Source organism: Pseudoalteromonas sp. SR44-2 (genome assembly GCF_014163745.1).
In the GTDB taxonomy this organism is placed as follows: Bacteria; Pseudomonadota; Gammaproteobacteria; order Enterobacterales; family Alteromonadaceae; genus Pseudoalteromonas; species Pseudoalteromonas distincta.
Window position 1 is genome coordinate 79401 of record NZ_JACJDW010000015.1, and the last position, 26045, is coordinate 105445.

Below are 26045 nucleotides of genomic sequence, written 5' to 3' on the forward strand. Positions count from 1 at the left end.
ACCTAACTGGCAGCCGAATTTATTAGGAGTGAACCATGAGTCAGTTTTTAATAGCGGACGATCATCCGTTATTTCGTGAAGCACTAAAGGGCGCACTGAGCGCAAAATTTGAGGGTTTAGAGGTTTTTGAATCATCCGATTTTGACAGCACACTGCAAGTGTTAAGCGAGCAAGAGGATCTTGATATATTACTGCTAGACCTTCACATGCCAGGTAATGGTGATTTATATGGTCTTATTCGTATTCGAGAAGAATACCCAAGCTTACCTATTGCCGTTGTTTCGGGTAGTGAAGACGTGAATATCGTTTCTAAAGTAATGGGTTACGGCGCTATGGGTTTTATTCCTAAATCATCATCGTCTGATGATATTGCCAGTGCAATTAACCAAATACTTGAAGGCGATACATGGCTACCAAAAGAGCTAAAAAACAAAGTAGCTGAAATTGAAGGTGAAGATAGAGAAATAGCAGCGCAAGTTGCCTCATTAACGCCTCAACAATACCGAGTGCTGCAATATCTGCACGAAGGTTTACTTAATAAGCAAATTGCTTATGAACTACACATATCAGAAGCGACAGTAAAAGCACACATTACAGCCATATTTAGAAAACTCGGTGTGTACAATCGTACCCAAGCCGTTTTAATTGCCGCTAAATTAAAGCTCGAACCAATAGAGCAGGCATAATTTACATTTAAAAAGTTATTAGCTTATTTATGATAAAAAAATGCCAGCAACAATGCTGGCATTTTTTATATGTAGAATAATTAAGCAGTTGGATTAATGCTAAGAAAACACCACGGTTTTATTACCATTAATAAATAGCTTATGCTCTGAGGCAAGTTGAAGTGCTTTACAAAACACTGTTTTTTCAACATCTTTGCCCATTTTAGCCATCATTTCGGCGGTATTAGCATGTGTAACGCTGGTTACATCTTGCAAAATAATAGGCCCTTCATCAAGCTCATTATTAACAAAGTGAGCGGTAGCACCAATAATTTTTACGCCGCGCTCAAATGCTTGATGATAAGGTTTCGCACCTATAAATGCAGGCAAAAATGAGTGATGAATATTAATTATTTTACCTTCAAATCGACCCACAAATTCTGGACTTAAAATACGCATGTATTTAGCAAGACCAATAATGTCAGGATTGTAACTGGCAATTAAATCGCCTACCTTTTTATCATGCTCGCTACGGGTTAATCCTTCGTGCGATACAACATGAAATGGCACACCAAACCCTTTAGCTAGCGGCTCTAAATCAGCATAGTTCGCAATTACAGCGAGTACTTCAATATTAAGAGTTTGTTCAAATTGCTTTAACAGCATACCACCTAAACAATGAGCTTCTTTAGTTGCCAATAAAACTACTTTAGTTTTTGCGCCGCAATGTAGCGCAAGTTTAGCGCCTTCTGGCAACAGTGCGCGTAGTTGATCTAAAAAGTCACTTTGTGGCTCGCCTGTAAGCTCTGTACGCATAAAAAATCGCTGCGCGTCTTTATCTACAAATTCGTTGTTACGCGTAATGTTTAAATTATTTTTATGGCAAAGCCCTGTAATTTTAGCTATTAAGCCTACATCATCAGCACATTGGGTGGTTAGTATATAGCTCATTGTCCTCATTCTTACCCTGTAATTAATCCTTTCATTATTTGTGTTTTGGCACATAAAGCAAGGGCTTTGTGAACTAATCCAATATTAATCATGTTGTTGAATGCAAAAGAGGTAATAAAGTTAAAAAGTATTGAATAGAGGTTAAAAAAATGCCACCTAAGTTAACAAGGTGGCATTAATAAAAATTATCTAGGTTTGAGGTTAATTAACCCTTGGGCTCGGGAGATAAGTTTTCTTCTTGTCTTAAATACCCGGCAGCTTCTTCATCATCTTTCGTTATCGCTTGCTGAGTAGGTATAGCGCGCGTTTGTTGGTTTAGTTGATGTATTTGTGACGCATTACCTAAATCACGCTCACTGGTAATTGAAGCGATAGATTCGCGGTCTTTTAAGAACGCAATAACGTCTTTTTTGATTGCTTGTAATTGCCCTTCGTCTTTATGCATTTCCATAATATGGCGAGGGTGCTCTAAGTTTTTCATACCTGTTGCAGCAAATGTAGTAGAGATAACACGAGAAACAATAATCCAAGGCGTTATACTACTGCGTACTAGAGTGTTTTCTGAGCGAGTGCTGTCGTGAATACCTGTACCCGTCGAAATTTTAGACTCAGTAAATGTACCTTCACATTTAAAGTACACAAGTAATGACTCAAATTGCATTTCGGCAAAAAATAGGTGTGCACTATTAGTAAGTAATTGAGCAAATGCTTTTATAAGTATACCTATTAGTAAAAAGTGAAAACTTGTCATAAGTAGTTCACTAAATTGAATAATGTTCTGGTTATTAAATGCTTGTTCAATGGTGTTTATGTTTGCCGCATCAACATAATGGTAAATATTAATAAGCGAGTACGCTAAAAATACAGTAAACGTTAGCGCCACTATATACAGTAAGTTACCGCTCACCAAAGCAAGTAATCTCGCGAGTGTAAAGTTTTTACCTAAATCCATAGGGTGTAATTTAGGTTGAATCTCTTGGATCATTTCACCTTTAAAGCCACCTTTACCTTCTATTTGTTCTTGAAGCTTAGGGTCTAATTCTCTGTAAACTCTGTTAGGTACTTCTTTATAACGACGATTAGCCATTACTAGGTTATCGAGGTTTATGAAAATCTCGTCTGGATGAACAGACTCTTGCCAGTTTTCACGTAGTTCAGAAACCTCAGCAGAAGGGGTAACTGAATTTAAACGTGCCTTTATCATTACAAAAACAAGTGCACAGCTAAGAGTTGCTAATACAATAATTGCTACTAAATAAAGCCCTGCATGTAGGCTAGGTAATTGCACAAGCCAGCTATCTATTTCTTGTTTACTAATGTGCTGCTCTTTCATCAACCATGACATAGAAAGACCAATAGCGATGGGTAAAATAAAAGATAAAGAAATAATTTTAGCAAGCGCACCAGTACCAAGTGCTTCAATATTCTTTTCTGCATTTCGAGAGATAGGTTTACCTGTAGAGCGCCAAGAAAAAAGCACGTAAAACATTAATATTGCACTATAAACAGGAAATGCTAATTCCCCAGCTTCACCGGTAAAGCCCGACAAAGATACAAATGCAACAAGGGCATAAGCAATAAGGGCGACAAAGGTGCTTACCCATGAGCCAAATAAGCGCTGAGCAACATTACGAATAGGATAAGGTAAAAATAAAAGCTTAGGGATTAAGCTGTGTAACAAGCGAGATAAAAAGCCATTAGGCTCTTTAAACGTACTGTTTTTACGACCAACCAGCATTTCTTCAAGAGAATTAGCTGTATAGGCCACTTCCTTTTTTTCCTCTTGGGCGGTCGATGTTTGCGATTTACTAAAGTTATAAGCTAAAGATGTAGGGTGGTTTCTGCCAACAAAATACTTGAGGGTTGCGTATATACCCGATGATAATGAGCGAATGCCAAGCGCTAATATTAACATGCCAAATATCATTAAAATCCAACCTGCGGTTGTATCTTCTTTCACAGAGCCCGCAGCAATAACAAGTAAACTAATACCAGCTATAGACTCAATGAGTCCTCTTAATGCTGTAACTTTACCTTCAAGTTTGAAGGGGTTTTTTAGTCCAAGATCAATCGATCCATAATCAAAAGCCATTGAATTCTCCATTTAAACAGCACCCCACTTGCGGGGGACAAAGTGTAATTAATCTGAACTTAGGATAATAAATCTATCTAAAGTAGTTACTTTTAGCGCTGAGTGCATCAAGTTTAATCGTAATAGACTCGCTGCTGGCGCGTAAGTTCGACCTACTTTTACAAAAACCTAAATAGAATTATTAATATATATTAAGTATTTATAATTGTTGTTGGTTTTTTATTATATATCAATAGTCTTGTTCAGTTTAAGGTTATTTTAAAGTGATACATTTTAAAGCTCGATGCATGCTTAAATATAACTGGAGGGTTAATGAAGCTAATTTATGTAGACGATAATTTACCAGGGATCACGCGTAAACTTAAACATAAAAGTTGGCTTTACTTTGATCCAATCGGTAAGCAAATAAAAGAGCAAAATGTGATTGATCGTTTGAATGGATTGGCATTTCCGCCTGCCTATAAAAACGCCTGGTTTTGCCCAGAAGAAAACGGACATATTTTAGCGACAGGGTTTGATAGTAAGGGGCGAAAGCAATACCGCTACCATCCTGAATTTAGGGCGCAACAAGAGGCTAAAAAATACCAAGCATGTGGAGTGTTCGGTAATAAACTCCCTTTGTTAAGAGCGCGTTTAGAAACAGACTTACAAGGCGATGAGCTTAATATTGAACGCACTTTAGCGGCAGTTGTAAGACTTATGGATTTAGGTGCGTTGAGGGTAGGTAACGAGCGTAACGTAAAGCAAAATAAAAGTTTTGGCGCTACAACACTACGCACACGCCATGCAAAACTCACGGGTAAAAATATCCAGCTAAAGTACCGTGCTAAATCAGGCAAGGAGCGTGAAGTAAACATAACCGATAGAGTGCTTAGCCATGTAATAAAAGACTTACAAGATTTACCCGGCCAGCATTTATTTCAGTATATAAATGAAGGTGAGCGCACAAATGTTACATCAAGTGAAATAAATCAATACATTCAGCAAATAATGGGTGAGGAATTTAGTGCAAAACACTTTAGAACTTGGCGAGCAAGCGTTATTGCATTCAAACAATTAGCTAAAACTAAAGGGGCGCTTAGTTTAAAAAGCATGCTTGATAGCGTATCTGAGCAACTTGGTAATACTCCCGCTATAGCACGCAAATCTTATGTGCATCCCGATTTAATTACGCTGTGTAAAGAAGATGAAGATACTCAAACTGCGTGGAGAGAGTCCCTTTCATTACCACGAAAAACAAAGTACTTGAGTCGTTATGAACGTGGTTTTTTAGCTTTTTTAAAAGATTAATTGCCATAGCAACTTTACACACTTGAGCATATTAATTACATATTCTCTAGTTTAATTTATTAACGTTTAGAATAAGGTTTTTTAAAAAGTCATTAAATTTCAATTGTTTATTTTAAAACTTTAATTTGGCATTACCGTTGCACCTCCAGAGTACTACTTAGTGGTAAGTACAAAAGCATTTATCAACGATATTTAGCGAGGAGGTACACAGTGAAGGGGTCATTTTCAAATCAGGCGCATACTAAAGCAAAGGGTTTTACTTTAAAAACTGCATTGTTTATTGGCATGAGCGGCTTATGCTCAGCACCAACACTCGCTGCCAATGAGCTTGAAAGTGTGGTACTCGCTAACTCTTCACTAACTACTTACAACTCACAAAAGTACATACAAGCTGATGACACCTACTACTTTGACCAATATTCAGCGCAGTTAATTGAACGTACAGAAAAAGCCATTAATTGGTATCAAGAAATAGTTAACAAAGGTGGTTTTACACACTTATATAACGATGAATTGCTTGAACTAGGCAGTAATAATAAAAAGGTGAGCTTACTTGCACAGCGTTTATATCAAGAGCGTGACTTAAAAATTAACGTGTGCGACGAAGCTATATGCACGTTTGATAAAGATATAGAGCAAGCTGTTAAGCAATTTCAAAGCCGCCATGGTTTAAAAGTTGATGGCCGAGTGGGTAAGCGTACTTTTGCATCGCTTAATGTGCCCGCACAGCAAAAACTCGATAAATTAAAACTTAACTTTTATAGAATAACTAATTTTGCAGGCGCAAGTGATGAGCAATATGTGTATGTAAATATTCCTGAATACAGCTTACGATTTGTAAAAGCTGGCGATGTAAAATTAAAAAATAACGTAATTGTAGGTAAACCGAGTTGGGAAACACCTGCATTTAGCGACGAAATAGAAAAGTTTGTAGTTAATCCTGAATGGCGTATACCCACCTCAATTGCCACCAAAGAAATTGCTCCAAAGGTAGCCGAGGATCCTGACTACCTTGTAAAAAATAATATTGAAATTAGAAAAAACAGCTACCTAGACTCACAAACTGTTAATCCAAGCAACATTGATTGGGATTCTATTAAGCCGTACCAATTTGATCACTTTTTAGTAAAACGTGCTGGTGAAGAAAACCCCCTAGGGGAAGTTAAGTATTTATTCCCCAATGCCGAAGCAATTTATGTTCACGATACACCAGCAAAACACCGTTTTAGCCAAGCAAACCGAGCCTTATCGCATGGCTGTATAAGAATAGAAAAGCCTTTTTCGTTAGCGCGTGAAATTATTAAGCACGAAGGAGAAGCGCAAACACTCAATAATATGGACAGCGCACTTGCTCAAAACAGTACTCAGACGTTTTATTTAGATGAGCCTCTTCCTATTCATTTAGTTTATTGGACTGCATGGGTTGACGAAAATAAGCTGGTTAACTTTAGAGATGACATATATCAACGCGATAAAAAAGCACTATTAAAAAATGATGAACAGTCGGTGATTGCCGCGTTGTTAAAAAATAAATAATGAGAGGGTTTATGCAATTTATTCATTATATTTCTATCGCCATATTCACAATTATATTTAGCAATAGTGTATTTGCTGCAGCGCCTACAAAGCCTGCACATCAGGTAGTTGATATAAAAAACAAAGCCAACTTTGAAAATGCAGAATTTAGCCTAAAAATTAACGACATAGTTATGCCATATTCGGTGTTTTCAGTATTTGTAATGCCCAAAGAGCAAGTTGAGTTTGAAGTGCTTTTTGCGCAATCAAAAAACGCTTACACGCTAATTAACACTCAAGGGAAATCTAAGCTTACAGACACCAACCGCTGGCAATGGCAAGCACCCAAAGAGCCCGGTTTAACAACGGTAATTATTGAGTCGCCCGATAAAAAACAGCGTATGAAAATCAACGTATTTGTAAAAGTACCGGCAGACAATGTTGAAGGAGGAAAGCTCAAGTATTACCACATTGGGCACTATCCTAAACCTTCACAGATTAAAGACGCTTCACACTACATAGTGCCCGATGGCTTTGTTAAGGTAACGCCTGAAAATGAAAACGTAAAAATATCACCTCACTTTTCACTAAAAGAATTTGTTAGTAAGCAGCGAAGTAAGTACCCAAAGTATTTATTTTTACAAAATAAGTTGTTACTTAAACTAGAAAAAATACGCAAAGAACTGATTTTAGAAGGTATACCGGTTAGTAATATGGTGGTTATGAGCGGTTATAGAACTCCGTACTACAACAAATCAATTGGCAATGTAAAACTTAGCCGACATGTATTTGGTGATGCTGCCGATATTTTTATAGATAACGATGGCAACTACCGTATGGATGATATAAATAATGACGGTAAGCATTCAATTGGTGACGCTAAAGCGATGGCCGATATAGTGGAGTCGTTAGCTAGACGTGAATCATTTAAAGGTTTACTAGGTGGTTTAGGTATTTATGGGCCTAAGTCGCACAGAGGCGCATTTATACATGTTGATACGCGTGGCTTTAAAGCGCGATGGGTGAGTGAGTAATGGCAACGGCTACCTCATTTAGCATAAAGCTAAACTAGCTAAGTCTAATTGTACAAAAGATTAGCTAAGCCAAGGTAGCTTGGTTTTTATAAGTCCTTTGTTTTATAACCATTTTATACCTTTACTGAGCTAGTCTTTTTTGCTTTAAACTGAGGCGCTTATATGAGCTATAAACATGGTGTGTATCAGCCGCTTTCCAATAATTAATTATTTTAATTTTGTACGAAAAGCTTTAAATATAAAGGCTGCATAAGCAGCCTTTATATTATGCTATTGCAGCATAAACGTTTCGTATTCTAAATCTTCAAATTGTTTAGAAAGCCAAAATAACCCAACAACAGAGGTAACAATAGTTGAGAGAGCAAAGCCGTAACCATAAAATTGCGGCCCAAAAGCGATCGATAGCAAAGTTAAAACAACGTTTATTACCAAAAATAGCCCCGCTAAAAATAGGACGGTTGAGCGTTTATCTAAATAAAACAAAATATTTAAAATAGACAAAAATATAACTTGTACACCCACACCAACTACATCAATAAATAAAAGCGTTTTATAGTTTGGATCAATGCCAATAAAGGTAAGTATTTGCTCGCCCCATAATAATAAGCAGGCAACGGTAATACCTTGAATTTTAAATATATCGTATAAACCGGCACGTGCAGTTTGGATCATATTGTCTTTTAAATAGTAAATCTCTTCTAACGATGAACCCTCTCGAATAGCTGTGTAAAAACGGTCGTATTCTTCTACAAAGTCGGTTTCCATTTTTACTAAAAATACTGCCATACCGGGAATAATAGACAAATAGGCTAAAAATATAGGTAAGTCGTAAATTGGGCTGGCTCGTAACGTGCCAATAATCTGAATTGATGTGCTTGGTGAATACCAAAAAATGATTTTATCAGCCCACACACCAATGTTATAAAACAGACCACAAAAGAATAGGCTGTAATACACTTTTTTATTGCTTAAAAAGTCAAAGCTTATAAGTTTTTCACCTGGGTAGCGGCGAATAATCATAAACAAAAAGCTAAAAAAGAGCAGAGCTTCGCCTGCAAAAAACGCAAAAAATAAGCCGTCTAACTGCCAGTCTCTTAATAAATATGCAAGCAATACCATAAAGGCGTAACCACTTAGCATAGTTATTAAAATTAACCGGTATTCTTTCATACCCGATAGAAAAATAGCGCCAAGCCACTGATTACATAAGCTTACAAAGGCACCTAAAATTATAATCTTAGTAACAACAGGTATAGGGAGCATAGGCCATACAGCCAAGCCTACCAATAGCGCGGCTATTGTTGTTATAAGTTGCGCACCAAGTAAATTAGGCAGTACCTTTGCCTCTTCTTTTTGAAAAAATAAATCGGCAATAAATCGAGTTAGTAATAACTGCAAACCACCCGTTAAAATAAGTGAGGCGGCCATCATGTAGGTAACAAGCGTTAAAAATTGAATAATAAGTACTTTAGGTAATACAATTCCTAAACTTAAAATACCAATAAGCATTAACGCTACAATAGAGAGCAGCCAAGGCCCTGAGCCTATTAAACCTGCGTAGCCGTATGCTTCAAAAACTGAGAGCAGGGTATTTTTTTTGAGAATTTTCCGTATCTCAAAACCTATTCCAGCCATGCTATTGTGTCCTTATAAAGTTTATCGTAACGGGCAAACATGTGGCTCTCGTCATAAAATTTTTGTACGCGGTCTAAACCACTTTTTTGATACTCAAGCCAAGCTTGCTCATTTGTTAGCATGTTTGATATTTGCTTTGCTGTTTCGCTCGGAGAAGCAATTGGGACAACTTCACCGGCTTTACCTAACGCTCTATCTTCATCGGTTCCGCCTTCGATTATTTCGCGGCACGAGCCAACATCACTAGCAAGTACAGGCACACCAGCCGCCATTGCCTCTAAAAGCACTAAAGGCTGCGCTTCAGAAATCGAGGTTAAAGCTACAATTCCGAGCTGAGGCAAAATTTTAGTAATATCTTGCATACCTAAAAACTTAACACTGCTTTGTAAATCAAGGCTGCCTACCAGTAGCTCACACTCTTTGTAGTATTGTGGATCTTCTTCGAAAGGGCCGATGATCCAGCCTTCGACCTCTGGTAATATCGATTGCGCTTCTTTAATCGCACGTATAAAGGTTTTAATATCTTTTATAGGCACTACACGTCCAATTAACCCAACAACCGGTGGTATCTGTTTTGGACGCTGATCAAGCGCTTCAATAAAGCGCACTGTTTTAATGCCATTAGGTACAACAAATGCTTTTTCTGGCGCTGCACCATCTTTTATTTGGCGCTGCCTGTTACCGTCGTATAGCGAAATGATCTTATCTGCTTCTTGGTATGTTGTTCGGCCAATTTGCTCAAAAAAGCTGATCCACATACGGCGAATAAAGCCCATCTCGGTATTTAAGTTTTTACCTAGGCTTTGTTCTGACTCTTTGATCCAACTGGCTTGAATAAGATCTATTTTTCTCTCTTTGGTGTAAATACCATGCTCGGTCAACAAAAAGGGAGTATTACTTATTACACTGGCGCCAGATCCTAAAATACCCGCATACCCGGTAGATATTGAGTGAATAAGTTTAACTTTAGGAAGCCCTCGTGCAATTTCGGCTATTTTAAATAGCGGTTTATATAAATTGCGATATGACCAAAAAAAGTCAATAAAAGAGGATTCATCACAAAAAGTTGAATAATAATTAGTGAGTACTTGCCATGACGATTCACTATATAAAAAGTCGGCTTCGTTAATACCGTCTTTTTTAGCTAAAGTTTCAAATGCAAACTTTAATAATTCAGTCGGGATTGGCTCGTTACAATCTCTAAAATATTTTTGTAGTTGCTGCCAAAAATCAAAGAGTTCTTTTTTATATTTAATCCCGTGCTTAGCTTTTATTTCAGAGGTATCATTTTGTACTAAGTAATGAACATGCAGCTTGGTAACGTTTTCAGGCAAGGTATATTGAATCTCGCCATAATGCTCTGGCGCTCCACCTATAAAAACAAGCTCAAAGTTATAATGAGGTAACCCTTCAATTATTTGATGGACCCAGCTAGATACGCCACCACGCACATAAGGGTAAGTACCTTCTAAAAGCAGTAAAATGTCTGCATTTTTGTTACTCATGCCAATACTCCTGTAAATGACGTAATTCACTGCCCTTAGGTTGTTCTGGGAGTTCTTTTAAGTAGCGTTTACAGTCGTCAAACTTGTTCATACAAAAGGCAACTTCGGCTTTATAAGGGAGAACATGACGCCTTGCCATGCCCGACTCAGTTGCTTTGAGTAGGTACTCATGGGCTATTTCGTATTTGTTTAAGGCTAAAGATATACGCCCTAAAAATATAAAAGTTGCAGGTGTTTTTACGTGCTCAATACTTTGCTGTGCAAGTGCTTCGGCTTTTTCTAAAACGTATTTACGAAGCGCACCTTGTGCTAAACCTAAGTAGCTAAGTTCCCAATAAAGTTCGGCTAGTTGTTTTTGTAAATTACTTAACTTTGGCTGCTTAGTCGTAATGGCTATTTCTTGCTGGTACAAACTGATTTTTTCGTTGAGTTTGGTTTCTTTACCATCAAGGGTTGAGTAGGCGAGTAGGCGAATATCATCTTCTAAATCTTTAAGTGCTAGCTTTAAAATAGGAATAGCTTGTGAGTCACTCATGTGACGAGCCGCCATTACGGCACTTAGACGTTTATTTGGTTCACTAGCATGCTTCAAAATTGCTTTAAGTCCGCCCATAGAATAGGTCGGGTTTGCTGATATTGCTCTGGCTTCAAAAGGAAGCTCAGGTATTTTATGCTCTTCAATTTCTATGTCATCGTTTTTGAGTGGTTTACACAGAGCAAACGTAAGCGCTACTACAACGCCTATAATTCCAAGTACTGGCAATGTAAACAACAATAAAAACATGAGTAGTAAAGAGCTATAAGGAGTCGTTTTGTATTTTTTAGGTATCAGGAAATAGCTAACAAAAGCAAAAAGAATGCTAGCAATAGCATGCAATAGTATAGCTAAAAACCAATCAGGTGTTTCCAGTACTTCTATTAGTGCAAAGTACTGACAAATACACCCTAAAATAGCCGCTACAATAATTATAATCATGAAAGTGAAACCAATCTCTTTATGTCATCTGAGCTTATTGGTAGTGCGAGTTGTTGCTCAATAACAATATCAAGCTCAGCTAAAGTGCTACCAGTGCGCTCTTTACACCAAGTGTTCATTCGGGCAATAAAGCCTGCTTTTTCAAGTTCATCAGCTAATGGCATTAATAACAGTAATATCTGATTTTTATCATCATATAAATAAATGTCTAAACCACGACGGGCTTCACTTAAATAACTCATAAGTTGAGTCGATTTATCAGTAATATTGTTGGCTTTTATTTTTAGTAGCTGCGATGGAATGTTGTATCGTTTTGCTTCTTTATTTGCGCGCTTAACTTGGCGAATAAAGTATGGGGACTCTTCATACGTCATTACTGGGTTTGTTATTTCATGACGAAGTAAATCGCCTATATGCCCAGCCATTACAGCAAGTAATGTTAGAGTTGTATTTTTAAGCGCAAAAAATTGTATTCTTTCAACCAAAATAGCGCCGTAAATAGTATTGTTTACGTCGATAAGTGGGATTGCCATATGGTATTTACTTATACCCGATGATGCTTTTTCGTCTTTTACCGATACTAATTCTTTTTCTTCGATCATCGCTAATATAAGAGGATCGTTTTTAGCTATTGGACTCATTTTACCTATAGAGGCAAGTGGTGGCTCTAAAACACTGTCGTTTTCAACTTTATATAACCCCGCTCTTTCTAGCGAACCGTACTCAACAAACAAGTCGATTATTTTTTGCGCTGCGCTATCAAGTCTTCTTTCTTTTAATAGCCCGATAGAGGTTCTTACTGCTTGTAGCGATTCACGTAAACTTAACGTATGGCCAGCTAGCATTTGCTCAATTCTATCGTGAGATGAATTAATTAAATGATACTGACGAGTAAATGTTTCAAGGCGATCGGTTACGTACTCAAGCTGAATACTTTGCTGCTGATTAGTACGCTCCCACACATCTCTAAATTCGCCAGTGATCATAATTACAATGATGTAGCCAATCATAGCGTTAATATTGAAGTCGCTTTGCGGTGATAAAATATTTGCTTGAAGTAAAAAAAGTTGGCCAACAAGCAAACATAAAATACTAATAAAGCCTTTTGAAAAGCCATAGCGTAAAGAAACTAAAAGTGGGCCAAGTACAGGCCACGAAAACCCTCCCTCAGTCCAAAATGGGTCCTGTGCGTTAAATAATACAGGCAGCCCTAAAGCAAGCGCGGTAAATATAAATACCTCAGCCCATATTTGTAGCTCAGGAACGTCTCTTGGTCTAAGGAAATGTGTTTTCACTCACTAACCTCTATATAAGAAATTAAATCGGCAATCACATCTTGTGCTGTTGCTGCAATGCTATCGCGGCCCCAGCCACTTTTAGCAATAGTACCTGTCCAAACTGGTGTGGTTTGTCCATTTACAGTGAGTGATAATGTAAGTGCAACAACAGGTTCGCCATCAAGCCCTGCTTTATAACGCCACTCTTCAATGCTGCCTGTTAGTACATAGTCAGCTTGTTGAGTGCTTAACCATTGCATAGCATTGTCTAAACGGTATTGATCATCCAGCGGTGGAAGCTCTTTGCTGTTTACGCGAGGTGCACGTATTAGAGTTGGTAATTTATTTTGTTGCCAAATGCTGGCTAAAATATCTTCAGCACGCTCACCGGCAAGCGGTGTTTGAGCATGATTAACAAGCGGCATTAGTGCCACTGTTTTTGAAGGGCTAAGCTCTATATCATCAGCAACTCTGCTGGTGGTACATGCTGATAATAGTAATACCAAACACGGTATAATTAAACGAAACATACTCTCTCCTAACATTAAAAATGTACGTAATAACCTAATTGTAATTGTGTATCTGAGTTACCCACTTTATTACTACTTTGGTAACCCAGCTGTAATTTAAATAAATCATCGCCCAGTACAGACCAACCTGCGCCACTTGAAACTGATACATCTACTGTATCGTTAAGTGTTTGATAGCCAGTACTTATATCAAATAACCACGAAGGGCTTGCGCCTAAATAAGGAGGTTCTAATGAACCAGTTGAAGCAAATGAGGTCCCTAGTGCAAAACGTCTAAATGGTTGAAGGTCAACTCTTAGCGGTCTTCTGCTTGAATCTGTATTTATTAATGCATTAACACGTTCAAAGTCTTGCCATTGCGCACTAAAATAAGCGTTCCAAATTGGGCGGTCTTTTAAAATGCTGTATTGGTAACGAGCATTATATTCTTGGCCGTTTATTAGTGAGCTGCCATCGCTTCTTCGAGAAAAAGACATCGCTGCTGCTGATAGCTGTACGTTTTGTCTACCATCAATATTGTAATTAACATAGGCCGTGGCTTTATCTAGCTGAGCATAGCTAAGTAGTGCTTCTGATTGGCGGTTTTCAACATTATATTCAAGCTTTAAACCTACCTGTGTTCGTGAATCCCATTGATAACGAGAGTCTATGCTAAGACCTTGGCGGCTAACTAAGCTGCCTTGGTGCGAATCTATTTTTGCATCAAAATACCAACGACCAAATGTCATTTTATCTTCTATCGCAAACAGTAATCCGTTGTTATCAAGGTTTTGCTGATTACTTAAACTTAATTTCCATTGCCCATTAGCATAAGGAAAATAAACGTTTACATCGTACTGGCTACTGTTTAAACCAGCCTCTGGCGATAGGTTTATTTCAAGCGCTCTAAAATAGGATGCGCGTGCATTTCTAAGTAAACTCAATTGCGATTCATTTGCCTCGCCAGTGAGTTCTTCGTACCAACGTTGCATGGTGGCATAGGGTTGTTTTAAATAGAGTAGGGCGTTTAGCTCATCTAGTTTGCTTAGTGAACCTTCAGCTATAAGCTGTTTCGCTTTATTAAATTCGCCGTTGGTCATATAAAGTTGTAGTTTTTGCCATGGCTCTAATTTTTGTGCAGCTCGGCGTGCTAACCACCAGTTTGTTTGGGGCTCACCAATAGTGTCGGGGGCAAGTTCTTCCATTGTGTTTAATTGCATTAAATGAGGAACAGCCATCGCGCCCGCCCAGCGAAACATTAAGCCTCTGTATGCATATTTATCTTTAGGTAAGTGTTGCAGTAAATAGTGATTAAGTTCAGCAGCATTTGCATAATATCCAAGTTGTTTCATTACATCGGCTAAGTTAACCAGTGTTGTTAAGTCACTTGGATCTGCAATGGCCAATTTACGCAAATAAAAGTAGGCACTGTTATATGACTTTTCGTGAATAGATAGGCTAGCTAAGAGCTGCGTCCACGCATAGGAAGTGTCGCTTTGAGAATAGCGCGTTAAAATGCGGCCAATCATTACAGTGTCATGCATTTGCAGCGCTAACCAACCTTGTGCAAGCACAACATCAGAGTCATATTCGCTTAATTTAGCAGCGCGGTTTAAAGTTGTATAAGCTGAATTTAAATCACTTTGGTTTTGATACCAATTAGAAAGAATTAACCAAGCAGGATAGAGAGCTTTATTATATCGTTGTTTATCAAGTTCAGCATGAATACGTGCAACTGATTTAGCATCATTTACTTGTGTGCTTAATAATGCAATTTGAATCAATTGACGGTCAGTTTGCGACTCACTTTTCCATAAATAATCAAGAAGCTCCTGAGGCCTACCTTCAAAGCGCAATTGTTGGTAGTGCAGCATGTCGCCTACGCTTAAAGGGCTTATTTGTTGTAACTGCTCTAATGCATATAGCTCATGAGCTTTGTCTTGGACTCGCATTGCCATGTCTACATTGGCACTCCAAAACTCATCGTCAGAACTTTCATGTTTGTTTTTTAGTACTTGCAGAGCTGTAGAAAAGTCATCTTCTAGCCAAAATGCGCGGGCAATCCAAAGTAAATCTTCTTCATTTTTAGGCCCTTTATATGTAGGCCACAAAGCTCTTAATGCTTTTAAATTACCAGTATCGTGAAGTACTTTTGCTTTCCAATATTGTGATAACGCACTTTTACCATTTATTTGCTCAAAGCGTTCAATATTATTTAACTCTTGCTTTGTGTTACCAATAAATTCGTTAGCTTGCATCCAATTAGCAAAGCCATTTCCTTTTAGATTTCTATTTTGGGCTTTATATTCGTATATATCATTAGCATCTTGGTATAAATATAAAGCGGTGGCATCGTTAATACTATCGGTAAGCATCGCAGGGGTTACGGCTTTGTTAGACATTAGCCATTTAAACTCTCGGAGTGCCTCTTTAGGCTTGTTTTGCCAGCGCTTTATCTTCCAATTTAATAAATGTAGCTCTTTGTCATCTGGGCTTTGTAGTAATAGCTTTGCAAGTAATTGCTCAGCCCCTTTTGCATTTCCATTTGCTAAACGCAGGTGCATTGCTTGTGTTAAGTACTCGCTGTTATTTGGATAGGTCTTTAATAAGCTTTCAATAGCTTGAGCTGCATCTTCTGTGTTGCCAGCCAAGTTTGCTAAATAAAGGGTGCGTTTAACATCGGCTTTGTCACCGTAGGTGCTCCACCATGCATAAGCTTGAATCGGATTATTTGCGCCAAGTGCAGTTTCAATCGCTTTAGCTGCAATGTCAGCATTTATATTTGTTTTATAAATAGCGAATGCTTTGTCAGGTTCCCCTGCGCTTAACCAGTAATCGGCTGCAAGGAGTGGCTGTTTATTTTTTTGATAATACTGAGCAACTTTTGCGTTTAACCCAACGGCTTTTGCAATTGTCAGTATTTGTTCGTTCCAATTTTTATGAGCTCCTATTTTTAATGATAGCTCTTCAAAGCGGTCGTCAACTTTAGCACCACTTGCTAGCCATAATGAGTAAAGCAACTTTATTTCAAGTGTTGCTTTGCGCTCGCCTCTAGGTAGCTTTTCAAGCTCGTTAGTGGCTTGTGAATACTCACTAAGCCCTATATGTAGCTCAACCAATTTAGCGCGAAGCTTTTCGTTGTCGGGCTCTGTATTGAGCGCTGCATTAAGGTAAGATTTCTCAAAGGTATAATCTTGTGAAAGTGCATCATCTTCAAAAAATAAGGTATGGGGAAATAACGCATAAAGTGCAAAACAACTTACAGCTAGTATCGCTAATATTGTTTTTATAGAAATTAACTGAGGGCGCTTTTTAGTATTCATTATAGAGCAGATCCGTTGCAGTTAAGGTAACCATAAAAGTCACCTGTAGGTATTTTAAAATGTGTTATTTTACCCCGATTAATACCTTTGAAGCGCTCACCCAAATTAGATACAAATTCGCAAGAACGTGCATTAATTAAATCAAGTGAAGCGGGCACCCATGCTTTAAAACTAACCGGTCCGTTAACTTGCCAGTTATCAATAACAACATTTGCAGATGCTAAATAAGGTTTTTCACTATTTTGGCTATGATCAAAGCTAAGGCGAGCTATGTTATTTATAATATGTATGTAGTCACCTTTTTCAGTTACACCAGATACTCCTTCACTTTGAGCTATGTTTGGCACATCAAAATCGCTAGGTATGCGCAGAGTACGAATGTACTTTGAGCTAAATAACCATTCATTATTACTGTTTTTAGCAAGTGCAGAAAAGTAAAAATCTTTTGCTACTTTTGCATAGTGGCTTAAATGCACCGGTGTATTTGGCCTTGCTAAAACATAATCAATGTTGTGTTTAAGAGCGTCTAAGCCCGCAAGAACTTCACCTGAATAAAAGTGATAATAAATAGTGTAAGGTTTTAACCTATATGGCTTTTCTGTTATTTCGAATGTTTCGGTTAAGCGTCTAAAGCCGTAATAAGGGCCATGCCATAAGTTTGTGTAAACATTTTCATTTAATATGGGGGCGTAAATTTGATACAGCAAATCTCTTTCAGGGCGACCGATAGGGGAGATGTGAGAAAGGCTTGGGTTATCAGCATTTACATCAGTATTACCGCCATTGACATTTAACACGCCAGCTTCACGAGCAAGTTCAAGTGCTTTTGGGCCAGGTGTTGCGTCCCCTGACCATAGCATCATTACTGTTTTTTTATTTTTAGGTGTGAGTTTTTCATCAATGTACTTTATCGAGTCGGTAATTTCTTTTTTAAGGCTAATTGTGTTGTAGCCAGGCACGTCTAGATGAAAACCGTAATCTGTGTCGTCTTCATCTATTTTTTTTCGCCCAGATAGTGCTGTCCAAAAATAGGGATGACTATAAGTGTGTGAAGCAACTTCTACGTAAGGCAGGTTAAAAATACTACGCGCAATGCCTTCGAGTTTGGCACTTTGTTTAGAATGAATACCGCCTTCTTCAATATCAGCTTGGATCACTGATGACGTTAACGGTAGTTTGTAGTGTTTAATTATTTCATCTCGAATTACTTCTGCTGAATAAGGCTTACCTGCGTAGTGGGCAATACTTGTAAATCCATCTCCATCGATATGCAAAGTAAGCATTCGCCTGCCGCTTTCGGTGGTTGTATCTGGCACTAATATAGGTGGTAACCCCATTGCTTGAGTAAGCAATGTACGCGGATCAATAACCCATTTGCTGCCTTCCATCGGAAATGTGTCAATTAACCAAGGAGCGGCCACGACTGCACCATATTTAGTTTTAGCCGCTTGTAAAATACTTATATTATTAGCAGACTTTATTGTTATTAGAGGAGCCGCATCAGTTGCTAATTTAAGTAAGTATGGTTTAACAATAGGGGGAGGTGTTGTTGACTCCCCTTTGAGCCAAGGTGCAAAGCTATCTTGTTTATATGGACCTTCAGGTAATGTGTTTAACGACTCAATACCTAAGCTTAATAATAATTTAGTTGATTGTGGTAACTCGCCTAAAATGAGTTCTGGTACAACACCTAAATTAGCTTCAAGCCAATTGTTTAGTGTTGGTGTGTAAAACGTATCGCTTGTGGTCCACGAGATAATACCTGCATGCAAGCTAGGATCAACCAAAGGTAAGTCGCGCTTTGCCATATCTATGTAGTCAGGTATATATCCCAAATACTCAATCATGGTCGCTAGTTTTAAATGTACGGTAGTGTAAATGAGTGGCTTTACGTTACTGTTGTACGGAATGAGGATGCGTCTTGGTACTGGTGATATAGTTGATGTACCCCATGTTTGTAAGTGTCCATCAGTTACCCAGGGAATAAAACCTGCCTGTTTTATTTTTTGCGCCATAGCAAGACGGTTGTCAGGCTGTGCATAATCAATAACTTGTACTTTAAAACCAAGCTTTTGTGCCGTTTTTAATTGTGCACTTAGCCAAGCTTGATCGTTCTCGGTGGTTAATTTGTAGCTATTATTGATTGGGTTGTAATGGCTATATAAACCTTCAGCCACTAAATCACTGGCTAAACCAGTAAGTCTAGGTAGTAACTCAAAGCCTCGGTTGAGGATAAGGTGTTTATTAAACGTGTCAGACAGACTTTTTATAATTGCGACTAAGCCATTTTGTTGATCTGATTTACTATGCTTGTCATCTAAAAGCTGATAGCTGTCTAGGGTATCTAAAAACAAGCCACTGAAGCCCCGTGCTTTTAAGGTAGCTGCGTTATTTTGCACACGTTGTTGCCAATGCTTAGATGTTAAATCGGCAATGTGACTATTCCAGTTAGGGTTAACTGCGAGTGAAGACTCACTTTCAATAAACGACTCACCCACACTTAAATAAGCGTAAACAGCAATGTTTCGTTTTTTAAACCAATTGAGTTCGTGCTCAGTCACAAGGTCAGGCTGAACTACAACGCGAGAATAAAAGGTCATTTCGGCTAATGGCATCGGCGCTGAGTAGTAAAAAGCGATACTATTATTTACAGGCGTTGCGAATGCGTGAGCCGACACTAAAAGTGCAAGGTATAAAATATACTTCATTAATAATTCATTTTTATTTGATTATAACTGTGACTCAAAGTGATGTGTTCCAATTTTTATCTAGTTGTTTGGTATTAGGAATATAGGACTATTATATGTTAATGGAAGTTTGATATCTATATATTCATTATTTATATGAACCTAAAACCAATATTAACATGGCTAATGACTTAACTCATTACATACGAAGCAATTGGGCCGCTCAATACGCTATCAAATTAATTTTAGATCAATACAGCCGTTAGAATTTTGAATATAACAAAAAGGGTGGTAAATAATATATTGATTAATACAAAGGTCGCAGTGTTTTTAGTGTTCAAATACCTCCCTTGTGACTATAATATCAGCACGCAGAGCATGGTATGAGTATACTCCCACCAAATTTTTTATTTACTATGTTTTAAACCCAATAAAACATAGTAAACAGTCGTAATATAACTTTGGCAATTGTCGTTATATATGCATTTATACACCCCGGAGAGAAAATGAGTAATTTAAGCTTGAAAAACAAATTGCTGTTACTAGCTATTTTACCGCTAATGCTACTTTTGATCAGCTTAATGCTGAGTTCTTATTATTTAGAGAATAAAAATCAGCAACAAAATTTTGAAGCATTTCAAACTAAGTTAATAAGTGACAAGCAAACGTTACTAAGTACCGAAATTGAAATTGCTAGCAAAATTGTTCGCTATCAATTAGCAAATGGCTCTGAGCAAGATGCTAAAAACGCTTTAAGAGGCTTAACATTTGGTCAAGGTGGTTACTTTTTTATATACGACACCAATGGCATTAGTGTTTTTCATGCATTACTAGGTGATGCTATTGAAGGGCAAAACAAAATAGGGATGACTGACCCTAACGGTAAAAAAATAATAGTGGGCTTATTAGAGCAAGCTAGAAAAGGCGGTGGCGCTTTTAACTATCATTTTCAAAAACCAAATACCACAGGCTTAGTTGAAAAGATGGGCTATGCAGCAATGATACCAGGCACAAACTGGATGATTGGTACTGGCGCATATATGGATGATATAGACGCAGAGCTACTTAAATACCAAACAGCAATGCAAGAGCACATGAATGATAAGGTAATGACCTTATTATTAATTGCTTTATTTTGGGTTGTTTTAACAATTATATGTGCGTTAGTTGCCGCAAATACAATGGTAAAACCAATACAGCGCATGGCGCAAAGCCTTGACGATATTGCAAAAGGCGAGGGCGATTTAACCAAGCGTCTAGACATTGATACTAACGATGAAATAGGTCAACTTGGCGAAGCATTTAATATGTTTGTAAGTAAGCTACATGGCATTATTGCTAATGTGGTTGATGTAACACACGATGTAAAAACAGCTTCTGGTGACATTAATACACAAACACGATTAATTGAAGACAAGTTACTTAATCACAATCATGAAACAGATCTTGTTGCGACGGCTATTACCGAAATGTCGGCTACTTCTCATGAGGTGGCTCAAAATACAAACCAAGTGGCAGAGTCAACTCAAGCGGCAACGCAAGAAGTTGCTAAAGCTCAAGAGTGTGTTGATATTTCACTCTGTGAGGTTTCAAACTTAATGGGCGAAATTAACCTAGCTGCTGAACAGGTTGATTCACTCAGTGATCAATCTAAAAAGATTAATAGCGTACTAAGTGTAATTGGTGGAATTGCTGAGCAAACAAACTTACTTGCACTCAATGCTGCAATAGAAGCTGCGCGCGCAGGTGAGCAAGGCAGAGGGTTTGCAGTTGTTGCTGATGAAGTAAGAAGCCTAGCAAGTCGTACTCAAGTTAGCACATTAGAGATTAGTGAAATGTTGAGTGAGCTACACAATTTAGTATCAGATGCAGTTGCTGCAATGCAAGCAAGCCAAAGTAGTTGTAATCGCTCTGTTGAGTCGTCTCGTGCTATTTCAGAAAGTTTAGGCGCGGTAACAAGCTCAGTTAGATCAATTAACGATATGAGTACGCAAATTGCGACAGCGGCGCTGGAGCAAAGTAGTGTTACAGAAGAAATAAACCGTAATGTATTTGCTATTCAAGAAATAGTTAATGAGCTAACTATTTCAAGTAAAACGACCTCTTCGGTAGGTCAGCATTTAGCTGGGCGTGGTGAAAGCTTAGGACACTTAGTTGGCCAGTTTAAGATTTAACAAAGCTCAAAGCCCTACACTAAAAGCCGCTAATAGCGGCTTTATTTTTGTAGGCGATTTTTTATAAAAATTATTGAATTTTTTGTATGCGTTAAGGTCTATCAGCATGCAAATATACTTATATAGTGGAATAACTATGCAAAACATGCCATCAATTAAACGTTGTACTCGAGAAGAGTTAGCGCCAGAGCAAGATTTGGGGCGTTTAGTCTCTTTTTTACGTTCGAGATTAGCCATTCATGTTGATGCCAAGTTACTTCCTATGGACTTAACTTCTGCGCAATATATAGTGGTTGTACTACTTGCGAGAGAGTCGGTTAATACGCTTGCAGGACTTTGCGAATATATGGTTTATGATCGTGGCGCTATGAGCCGCTTACTAAACCGACTTGAAGAAAAAGGACTCATTATTAAAACGCAATGTGAGCTTGATAAGCGCTCAACTATTTTGTGTTTAAGTGAAAAAGGTAAAGCTCTTTGTCCTGAAATTATGCCTGTAGTGAACGAAGTCTATGCGCAAGCATTAAATGGTTTTTCAGAGCCAGAAAAAAACCAAATAATCGACTTACTATTCAAAGCTATAAATAATCTTGATTCACTGCCAGACTCCCCCAAAAAGTAGATTATCAATAAAATAGCGATACTGTTTCAATAGAAAGTTAGCCTGCTAATTAGTTGATCTGATTGTGCGCAGAATCTAACTTTGATAATATAGTTGCCTAGGCAATTAAAGTTATCATCTTGTTAGGTTTGTTATGATTGAAAATAATTTGTTAGTACAATTACAGCAGCAATATCCAGAACATACCTTTATGCAACATCACTTAAGTGTTGTCCATAAGGGACGTTTTGCTAACGCGATTGTGTATCGATATAAAGATAATGAATTTGATTTAATCGTTAAAGATTTTAGCCAAAGCCCGTGGTTTATCCGCAAAACATTTGCACGTATGTCGGTAAATCAAGAGTATAAAGGGTTGAGCCGTTTAGCAGAGCTTGACGCAGTTGCTAACCGCTTTTGTAGATTGTCGCCGATAGCGGTTGCTTATAACTATATTGAAGGCACGCCACTGCGCGCTTTAATTCATGAAGACAAAACACTACCTGTTAACTTTTTTAGTGAGCTTGAGCGTCAAGTAGCAAAAATGCATCGCAAAGGCATCGTGCATTTAGACTTGCGTAATATGGGTAATATTTTATGCGGCGCAGACGGTAAACCTTACTTTATTGATTTTCAGTCCACTATTAGCTTTTCTCGTTTTCCACGTTGGTTGCAACGCTTTATGCGAGGATCTGATATGTCAGGCGTATATAAAGCATGGAATAAATTGGGTGAGCAGCCTCTGCCACAAAAAAAGCAAGACTATTTAGAGCGCTTTAATCACGTGCGTAAACGCTGGATTTTTAAAGGTTACCCAATACAGCGAGGCTATGCGTGGGGCGCTGCACTTATTACTCAATTTGTAGATTCTGACTTAGTACGAAATATTACTGATAGACTTTAATTTAAAGCATAAAGCGTAATTTAAAAACACCTAATTCATTGTGTGATTTTGCCCATATTAGCCTAGCTAATATGGGATTTTTTTTATTATAAGTAATCCCTTTAGTTTGCTTACTTGTTGTTTAATCCCTCAAAAATAATTCCTTTTACTGTTTTTTTAATTTTTTAAAATAAATATTAGTACTGCATTTAGTTTGCCCATACAATGCGCAAAAATAGCTTGCGCATGCTTAATAAGTTCACGTTTTTTCTGCAATTTTTTATTGTTCAAGTAGACTATAAATAATGTGCGCTTTTAAATTTTAAGGTTTTAAGATGATTGAGTATCCGGTAGACCAACTTCCACAGCTCATAAATGATTTATTGCAATGCGATACAACAGAACGCAAAAATAAATTATTAGCAGATGCGCAGTTAACGCTTTCAACAGAGCACCTGTCATTACTTTTTGAGGCGATACCAAAAGAGCAACGACTTGAAATTTGGCAGTTGCTTGATGAAGACACGCAACACGAAATTTTTGTTAATTTAAGTGAAGATAGTTGTTTGTGGTTGCTACAAACGCTAGAAGACACTGAGGCTTTTAAACTTCTTGATGAAGTTAATGTAGAAGAGCTACTGGAACTTGAAGAAGTTATACCAGAGCGATTTGTTGAGTATGCAAAAAAGCAACTCGATGAAGCGCAAACCAAACAATATGATTTAGCGCAGCAATACCCGCCAGAGCAATTAGGTCACTGGTTAGGTTTTGACTTTTTAAAAGTATCGGAGAAGCTAACAGCCGGTGGTGCTAAAAAATTGCTACATAAAGGTTTACCGCAATACAGTGAAGTTATTTATTTAGTAAGCCGCAAGGGTAGTTTAATAGGTGAGGTTGCGGTAAATGATTTAATAAAAGCCAGCGACACCGATAATTTAATGACATTGGCAAATCATGACTTTTCATTGCTCCATGCTGACGATGATTTATATGAAGCGGCAGAGGTGGTGATCCACAGTGAAAAAATGGCACTGCCAGTGGTTAATGCTGATAACAAATTACTTGGGCGATTAACCATTGCCTCTGCTTATGAATTACGACAAGAAGTTGCTGATGAAGCAGCCGCTAAAGCCGGTGGTTTACGTGAAGACGAAGACCTGTTCGCAAGTGTGCGAAAAAGTGCTAAAAACCGTGGCATTTGGTTAGGTATTAATTTAGCTACTGCCTTTTTAGCGTCGTGGTTTATCGGTTTATTTGGCGCAACGATAGAACAAGTTGTAGCACTAGCTGTATTAATGCCAGTGGTCGCTTCTATGGGGGGAATTGCAGGTAGTCAAACATTAACCGTTATTGTGCGAGGTTTAGCGCTTGGACAAGTTACAGATTCAAACCGTAATGCGTTGCTTAAAAAAGAGCTGCGTGTTGGCGCTGTAAATGGCTTGGTATGGGCGTTTGTAATAGGCCTACTAACCTTTTTATGGTTTAACGACTTAATGCTTAGTATTACGATTACGGTAGCCATATTATTGAATTTAGTGGCCGCGTCACTAGCAGGTGTTGTTATTCCGTCTATTTTAGACAAAATGAAAATTGATCCTGCGTTATCTGGTTCGGTAATTTTAACTACCGTTACCGATATTGTTGGGTTTGTTACCTTTTTAGGTTTAGGCAGTTTATTGCTTTTATAAGCCTTATACCAATTCGCTTAATTGAGTGAATTGGTATTACTAACAGGAAAATACAATGACCTTTGAAGTCATGATTTGGTGTGCAATTGCTTTGTGTATTTCACAATCGGCAATATTTTCGGGCTTAAACTTAGCGTTTTTTTCACTAAGTAGGTTTCAGCTCGAAATGGAAAGTGCAAAAGGGAACGAGGCGGCCATAAAAGTAATGGCCCTTCGAAACGACTCTAACTTTTTATTGTCGACTATTTTGTGGGGTAACGTAGGTATTAACGTACTACTTACACTACTTTCTGATTCGGTATTAATGGGCGCAAGTTCGTTTTTATTCTCAACTATCGCAATTACTATTATTGGTGAAATAACACCGCAGGCTTATTTTTCGCGTAATGCGTTAAAAATGGCAAGCCTACTTTCGCCGTTAATTAAGTTTTATCAGATTCTGTTTTATATAGTTGCTAAGCCAACGGCTTTAATACTCGATGCATGGTTAGGTAAAGAGGGGATTACGTACTTTGCTGAAAGTGAGCTCAGGGGTATTATTCGCAAACACATAGAGGCTGAAGAAGCTGATGTTCAACACGTTGAGGGAATAGGCGCGCTTAACTTTTTTAGCTTAGATGAAATAAGCGTAACCAAAGAGGGTGAGGTAATTGATCCAGACTCTATTATTGCTTTGCCTACTAAGCTTGATTTGCCTATTTTCCCAGACCTTACATTAACAACTGATAATGAGTTTTTACGCAAACTACATAAGTCAGGTTATAACTGGGTGATCATTACCAATGAAGACGGTTGGCCTTTATTAGTGGTAGATGCTGACGGCTTTTTAAGATCAGCGTTATTTGAGCCAGATACTTTTGACCCTTATCATTATTGTCACAGGCCTATTATTGTTGCAGATGAAGCGATGCGTCTGAGTGAAGTGATTTTAAAAATACGGGCTAATCATTCTTTAGATAAATCGTTTGATGGGGCCATTGATCACGATGTGGTATTAGTGTGGAGCGACGTGAAACGCATTATTACCGGCGCTGATATATTTGGTCGGTTGCTCAAAGGTATGAGTGCACCAAAACTCGAACTGCATGAAAATACAGAGAATAAAAAGCCGCTATAAAGCTGTCTCTTGATCACAAGTCTGACTCAAGAGATTTTGCTAAATCGTAGCCTTCCAGGATGGCTTGTAACTTAAGCCATCCTTGCCATAACACTTTCACAGATGCACGCCCTGTGCGCTTGG

General features: G+C 38.0%; 18 protein-coding genes. 9 read left to right on the plus strand and 9 right to left on the minus strand.

Annotated elements, in window-relative coordinates; all coding sequences use genetic code 11:
• Positions 1 to 35 precede the first annotated feature (35 nt).
• On the plus strand, positions 36 to 686 hold the full coding sequence (locus H5115_RS11130; protein WP_002958948.1) for a response regulator transcription factor: 651 nt from the start codon (positions 36 to 38) through the stop codon (positions 684 to 686).
• 99 nt (positions 687 to 785) lie between these two features.
• Here H5115_RS11130 and purU read toward each other — a convergent pair whose 3' ends face one another.
• Both purU and H5115_RS11140 read right to left on the minus strand, forming a co-directional pair.
• The gene (purU, locus tag H5115_RS11135) at positions 786 to 1616 is read right to left on the minus strand and encodes a formyltetrahydrofolate deformylase (protein ID WP_182682175.1); all 831 of its coding nucleotides are present in this window, start codon (positions 1614 to 1616) and stop codon (positions 786 to 788) included.
• Between the two features lie 205 nt (positions 1617 to 1821).
• The gene (locus tag H5115_RS11140) at positions 1822 to 3708 is read right to left on the minus strand and encodes a hypothetical protein (RefSeq protein ID WP_182755297.1); all 1887 of its coding nucleotides are present in this window, start codon (positions 3706 to 3708) and stop codon (positions 1822 to 1824) included.
• 312 nt (positions 3709 to 4020) lie between these two features.
• Between H5115_RS11140 and H5115_RS11145 the strand changes: the two genes are divergently transcribed.
• From H5115_RS11145 to H5115_RS11155, 3 genes are all read left to right on the plus strand, one after another.
• Positions 4021 to 4998 carry a DNA topoisomerase IB gene (locus H5115_RS11145; protein ID WP_182755299.1) on the plus strand — a complete coding sequence of 326 codons (978 nt, stop codon included), beginning with the start codon at positions 4021 to 4023 and terminating at the stop codon, positions 4996 to 4998.
• A 210-nt stretch (positions 4999 to 5208) separates the two neighbouring features.
• Positions 5209 to 6534: a murein L,D-transpeptidase gene (locus H5115_RS11150; RefSeq protein WP_182755300.1), complete on the plus strand. Its 1326-nt coding sequence runs from the start codon at positions 5209 to 5211 to the stop codon at positions 6532 to 6534.
• 11 nt (positions 6535 to 6545) lie between these two features.
• Complete coding sequence (locus tag H5115_RS11155) at positions 6546 to 7547, plus strand: D-Ala-D-Ala carboxypeptidase family metallohydrolase (RefSeq protein ID WP_182755303.1); 1002 nt, start codon at positions 6546 to 6548, stop codon at positions 7545 to 7547.
• 270 nt (positions 7548 to 7817) lie between these two features.
• Here H5115_RS11155 and pelG read toward each other — a convergent pair whose 3' ends face one another.
• From pelG to H5115_RS11190, 7 genes are read right to left on the minus strand one after another with little or no spacing between them, the layout of a single operon-like run.
• A complete protein-coding gene (pelG, locus tag H5115_RS11160; RefSeq protein ID WP_182755305.1) occupies positions 7818 to 9182 on the minus strand; it encodes an exopolysaccharide Pel transporter PelG in 1365 nt (454 codons plus the stop codon).
• Entirely contained in the window at positions 9170 to 10687 is a 1518-nt protein-coding gene (gene pelF / locus H5115_RS11165; protein WP_182755307.1) for a GT4 family glycosyltransferase PelF, read from the minus strand. The genes pelG and pelF overlap by 13 nt, the downstream gene beginning before the upstream one ends.
• Positions 10680 to 11663: a HEAT repeat domain-containing protein gene (locus H5115_RS11170; RefSeq protein WP_033020714.1), complete on the minus strand. Its 984-nt coding sequence runs from the start codon at positions 11661 to 11663 to the stop codon at positions 10680 to 10682. Before H5115_RS11170 ends, pelF begins: the two co-directional genes overlap by 8 nt.
• A complete protein-coding gene (locus tag H5115_RS11175) occupies positions 11660 to 12958 on the minus strand; it encodes a PelD GGDEF domain-containing protein (RefSeq protein ID WP_182670804.1) in 1299 nt (432 codons plus the stop codon). Before H5115_RS11175 ends, H5115_RS11170 begins: the two co-directional genes overlap by 4 nt.
• The gene (locus tag H5115_RS11180) at positions 12955 to 13470 is read right to left on the minus strand and encodes a hypothetical protein (protein ID WP_002958938.1); all 516 of its coding nucleotides are present in this window, start codon (positions 13468 to 13470) and stop codon (positions 12955 to 12957) included. Before H5115_RS11180 ends, H5115_RS11175 begins: the two co-directional genes overlap by 4 nt.
• Before the next feature lie 14 nt (positions 13471 to 13484).
• A complete protein-coding gene (locus tag H5115_RS11185; RefSeq protein WP_182755309.1) occupies positions 13485 to 16772 on the minus strand; it encodes a tetratricopeptide repeat protein in 3288 nt (1095 codons plus the stop codon).
• The gene (locus H5115_RS11190) at positions 16772 to 19480 is read right to left on the minus strand and encodes an endo alpha-1,4 polygalactosaminidase (RefSeq protein WP_182755311.1); all 2709 of its coding nucleotides are present in this window, start codon (positions 19478 to 19480) and stop codon (positions 16772 to 16774) included. Before H5115_RS11190 ends, H5115_RS11185 begins: the two co-directional genes overlap by 1 nt.
• Before the next feature lie 485 nt (positions 19481 to 19965).
• Between H5115_RS11190 and H5115_RS11195 the strand changes: the two genes are divergently transcribed.
• The 5 genes from H5115_RS11195 to H5115_RS11215 all read left to right on the plus strand — a co-directional run bounded on the left by H5115_RS11195 (position 19966) and on the right by H5115_RS11215 (position 25922).
• Positions 19966 to 21633, plus strand: a complete 1668-nt coding sequence (locus H5115_RS11195; RefSeq protein ID WP_182755314.1) for a methyl-accepting chemotaxis protein — start codon at positions 19966 to 19968, stop codon at positions 21631 to 21633.
• A 136-nt stretch (positions 21634 to 21769) separates the two neighbouring features.
• Positions 21770 to 22255, plus strand: coding sequence for a MarR family winged helix-turn-helix transcriptional regulator (locus tag H5115_RS11200; protein WP_182755316.1), 486 nt, complete (start codon positions 21770 to 21772; stop codon positions 22253 to 22255).
• A gap of 133 nt (positions 22256 to 22388) precedes the next feature.
• On the plus strand, positions 22389 to 23138 hold the full coding sequence (locus H5115_RS11205; protein WP_039486764.1) for an RIO1 family regulatory kinase/ATPase: 750 nt from the start codon (positions 22389 to 22391) through the stop codon (positions 23136 to 23138).
• Positions 23139 to 23452: 314 nt separating this feature from the next.
• Positions 23453 to 24805, plus strand: coding sequence for a magnesium transporter (locus H5115_RS11210; protein WP_101164203.1), 1353 nt, complete (start codon positions 23453 to 23455; stop codon positions 24803 to 24805).
• A 55-nt stretch (positions 24806 to 24860) separates the two neighbouring features.
• Positions 24861 to 25922, plus strand: coding sequence for a DUF21 domain-containing protein (locus H5115_RS11215; protein WP_182755324.1), 1062 nt, complete (start codon positions 24861 to 24863; stop codon positions 25920 to 25922).
• The last annotated feature ends 123 nt before the right edge of the window (positions 25923 to 26045 follow it).

Coding starts and splice junctions, on each gene's coding strand:
- H5115_RS11130 (WP_002958948.1), top strand. CDS start 36: ATGAGTCAGTTTTTAATAGCGGACGATCATCCGTTATTTCGTGAAGCA.
- purU (WP_182682175.1), bottom strand. CDS start 1,616: ATGAGCTATATACTAACCACCCAATGTGCTGATGATGTAGGCTTAATA.
- H5115_RS11140 (WP_182755297.1), bottom strand. CDS start 3,708: ATGGCTTTTGATTATGGATCGATTGATCTTGGACTAAAAAACCCCTTC.
- H5115_RS11145 (WP_182755299.1), top strand. CDS start 4,021: ATGAAGCTAATTTATGTAGACGATAATTTACCAGGGATCACGCGTAAA.
- H5115_RS11155 (WP_182755303.1), top strand. CDS start 6,546: ATGCAATTTATTCATTATATTTCTATCGCCATATTCACAATTATATTT.
- pelG (WP_182755305.1), bottom strand. CDS start 9,182: ATGGCTGGAATAGGTTTTGAGATACGGAAAATTCTCAAAAAAAATACC.
- pelF (WP_182755307.1), bottom strand. CDS start 10,687: ATGAGTAACAAAAATGCAGACATTTTACTGCTTTTAGAAGGTACTTAC.
- H5115_RS11170 (WP_033020714.1), bottom strand. CDS start 11,663: ATGATTATAATTATTGTAGCGGCTATTTTAGGGTGTATTTGTCAGTAC.
- H5115_RS11180 (WP_002958938.1), bottom strand. CDS start 13,470: ATGTTTCGTTTAATTATACCGTGTTTGGTATTACTATTATCAGCATGT.
- H5115_RS11185 (WP_182755309.1), bottom strand. CDS start 16,772: ATGAATACTAAAAAGCGCCCTCAGTTAATTTCTATAAAAACAATATTA.
- H5115_RS11190 (WP_182755311.1), bottom strand. CDS start 19,480: ATGAAGTATATTTTATACCTTGCACTTTTAGTGTCGGCTCACGCATTC.
- H5115_RS11195 (WP_182755314.1), top strand. CDS start 19,966: ATGAGTAATTTAAGCTTGAAAAACAAATTGCTGTTACTAGCTATTTTA.
- H5115_RS11200 (WP_182755316.1), top strand. CDS start 21,770: ATGCAAAACATGCCATCAATTAAACGTTGTACTCGAGAAGAGTTAGCG.
- H5115_RS11205 (WP_039486764.1), top strand. CDS start 22,389: ATGATTGAAAATAATTTGTTAGTACAATTACAGCAGCAATATCCAGAA.
- H5115_RS11210 (WP_101164203.1), top strand. CDS start 23,453: ATGATTGAGTATCCGGTAGACCAACTTCCACAGCTCATAAATGATTTA.
- H5115_RS11215 (WP_182755324.1), top strand. CDS start 24,861: ATGACCTTTGAAGTCATGATTTGGTGTGCAATTGCTTTGTGTATTTCA.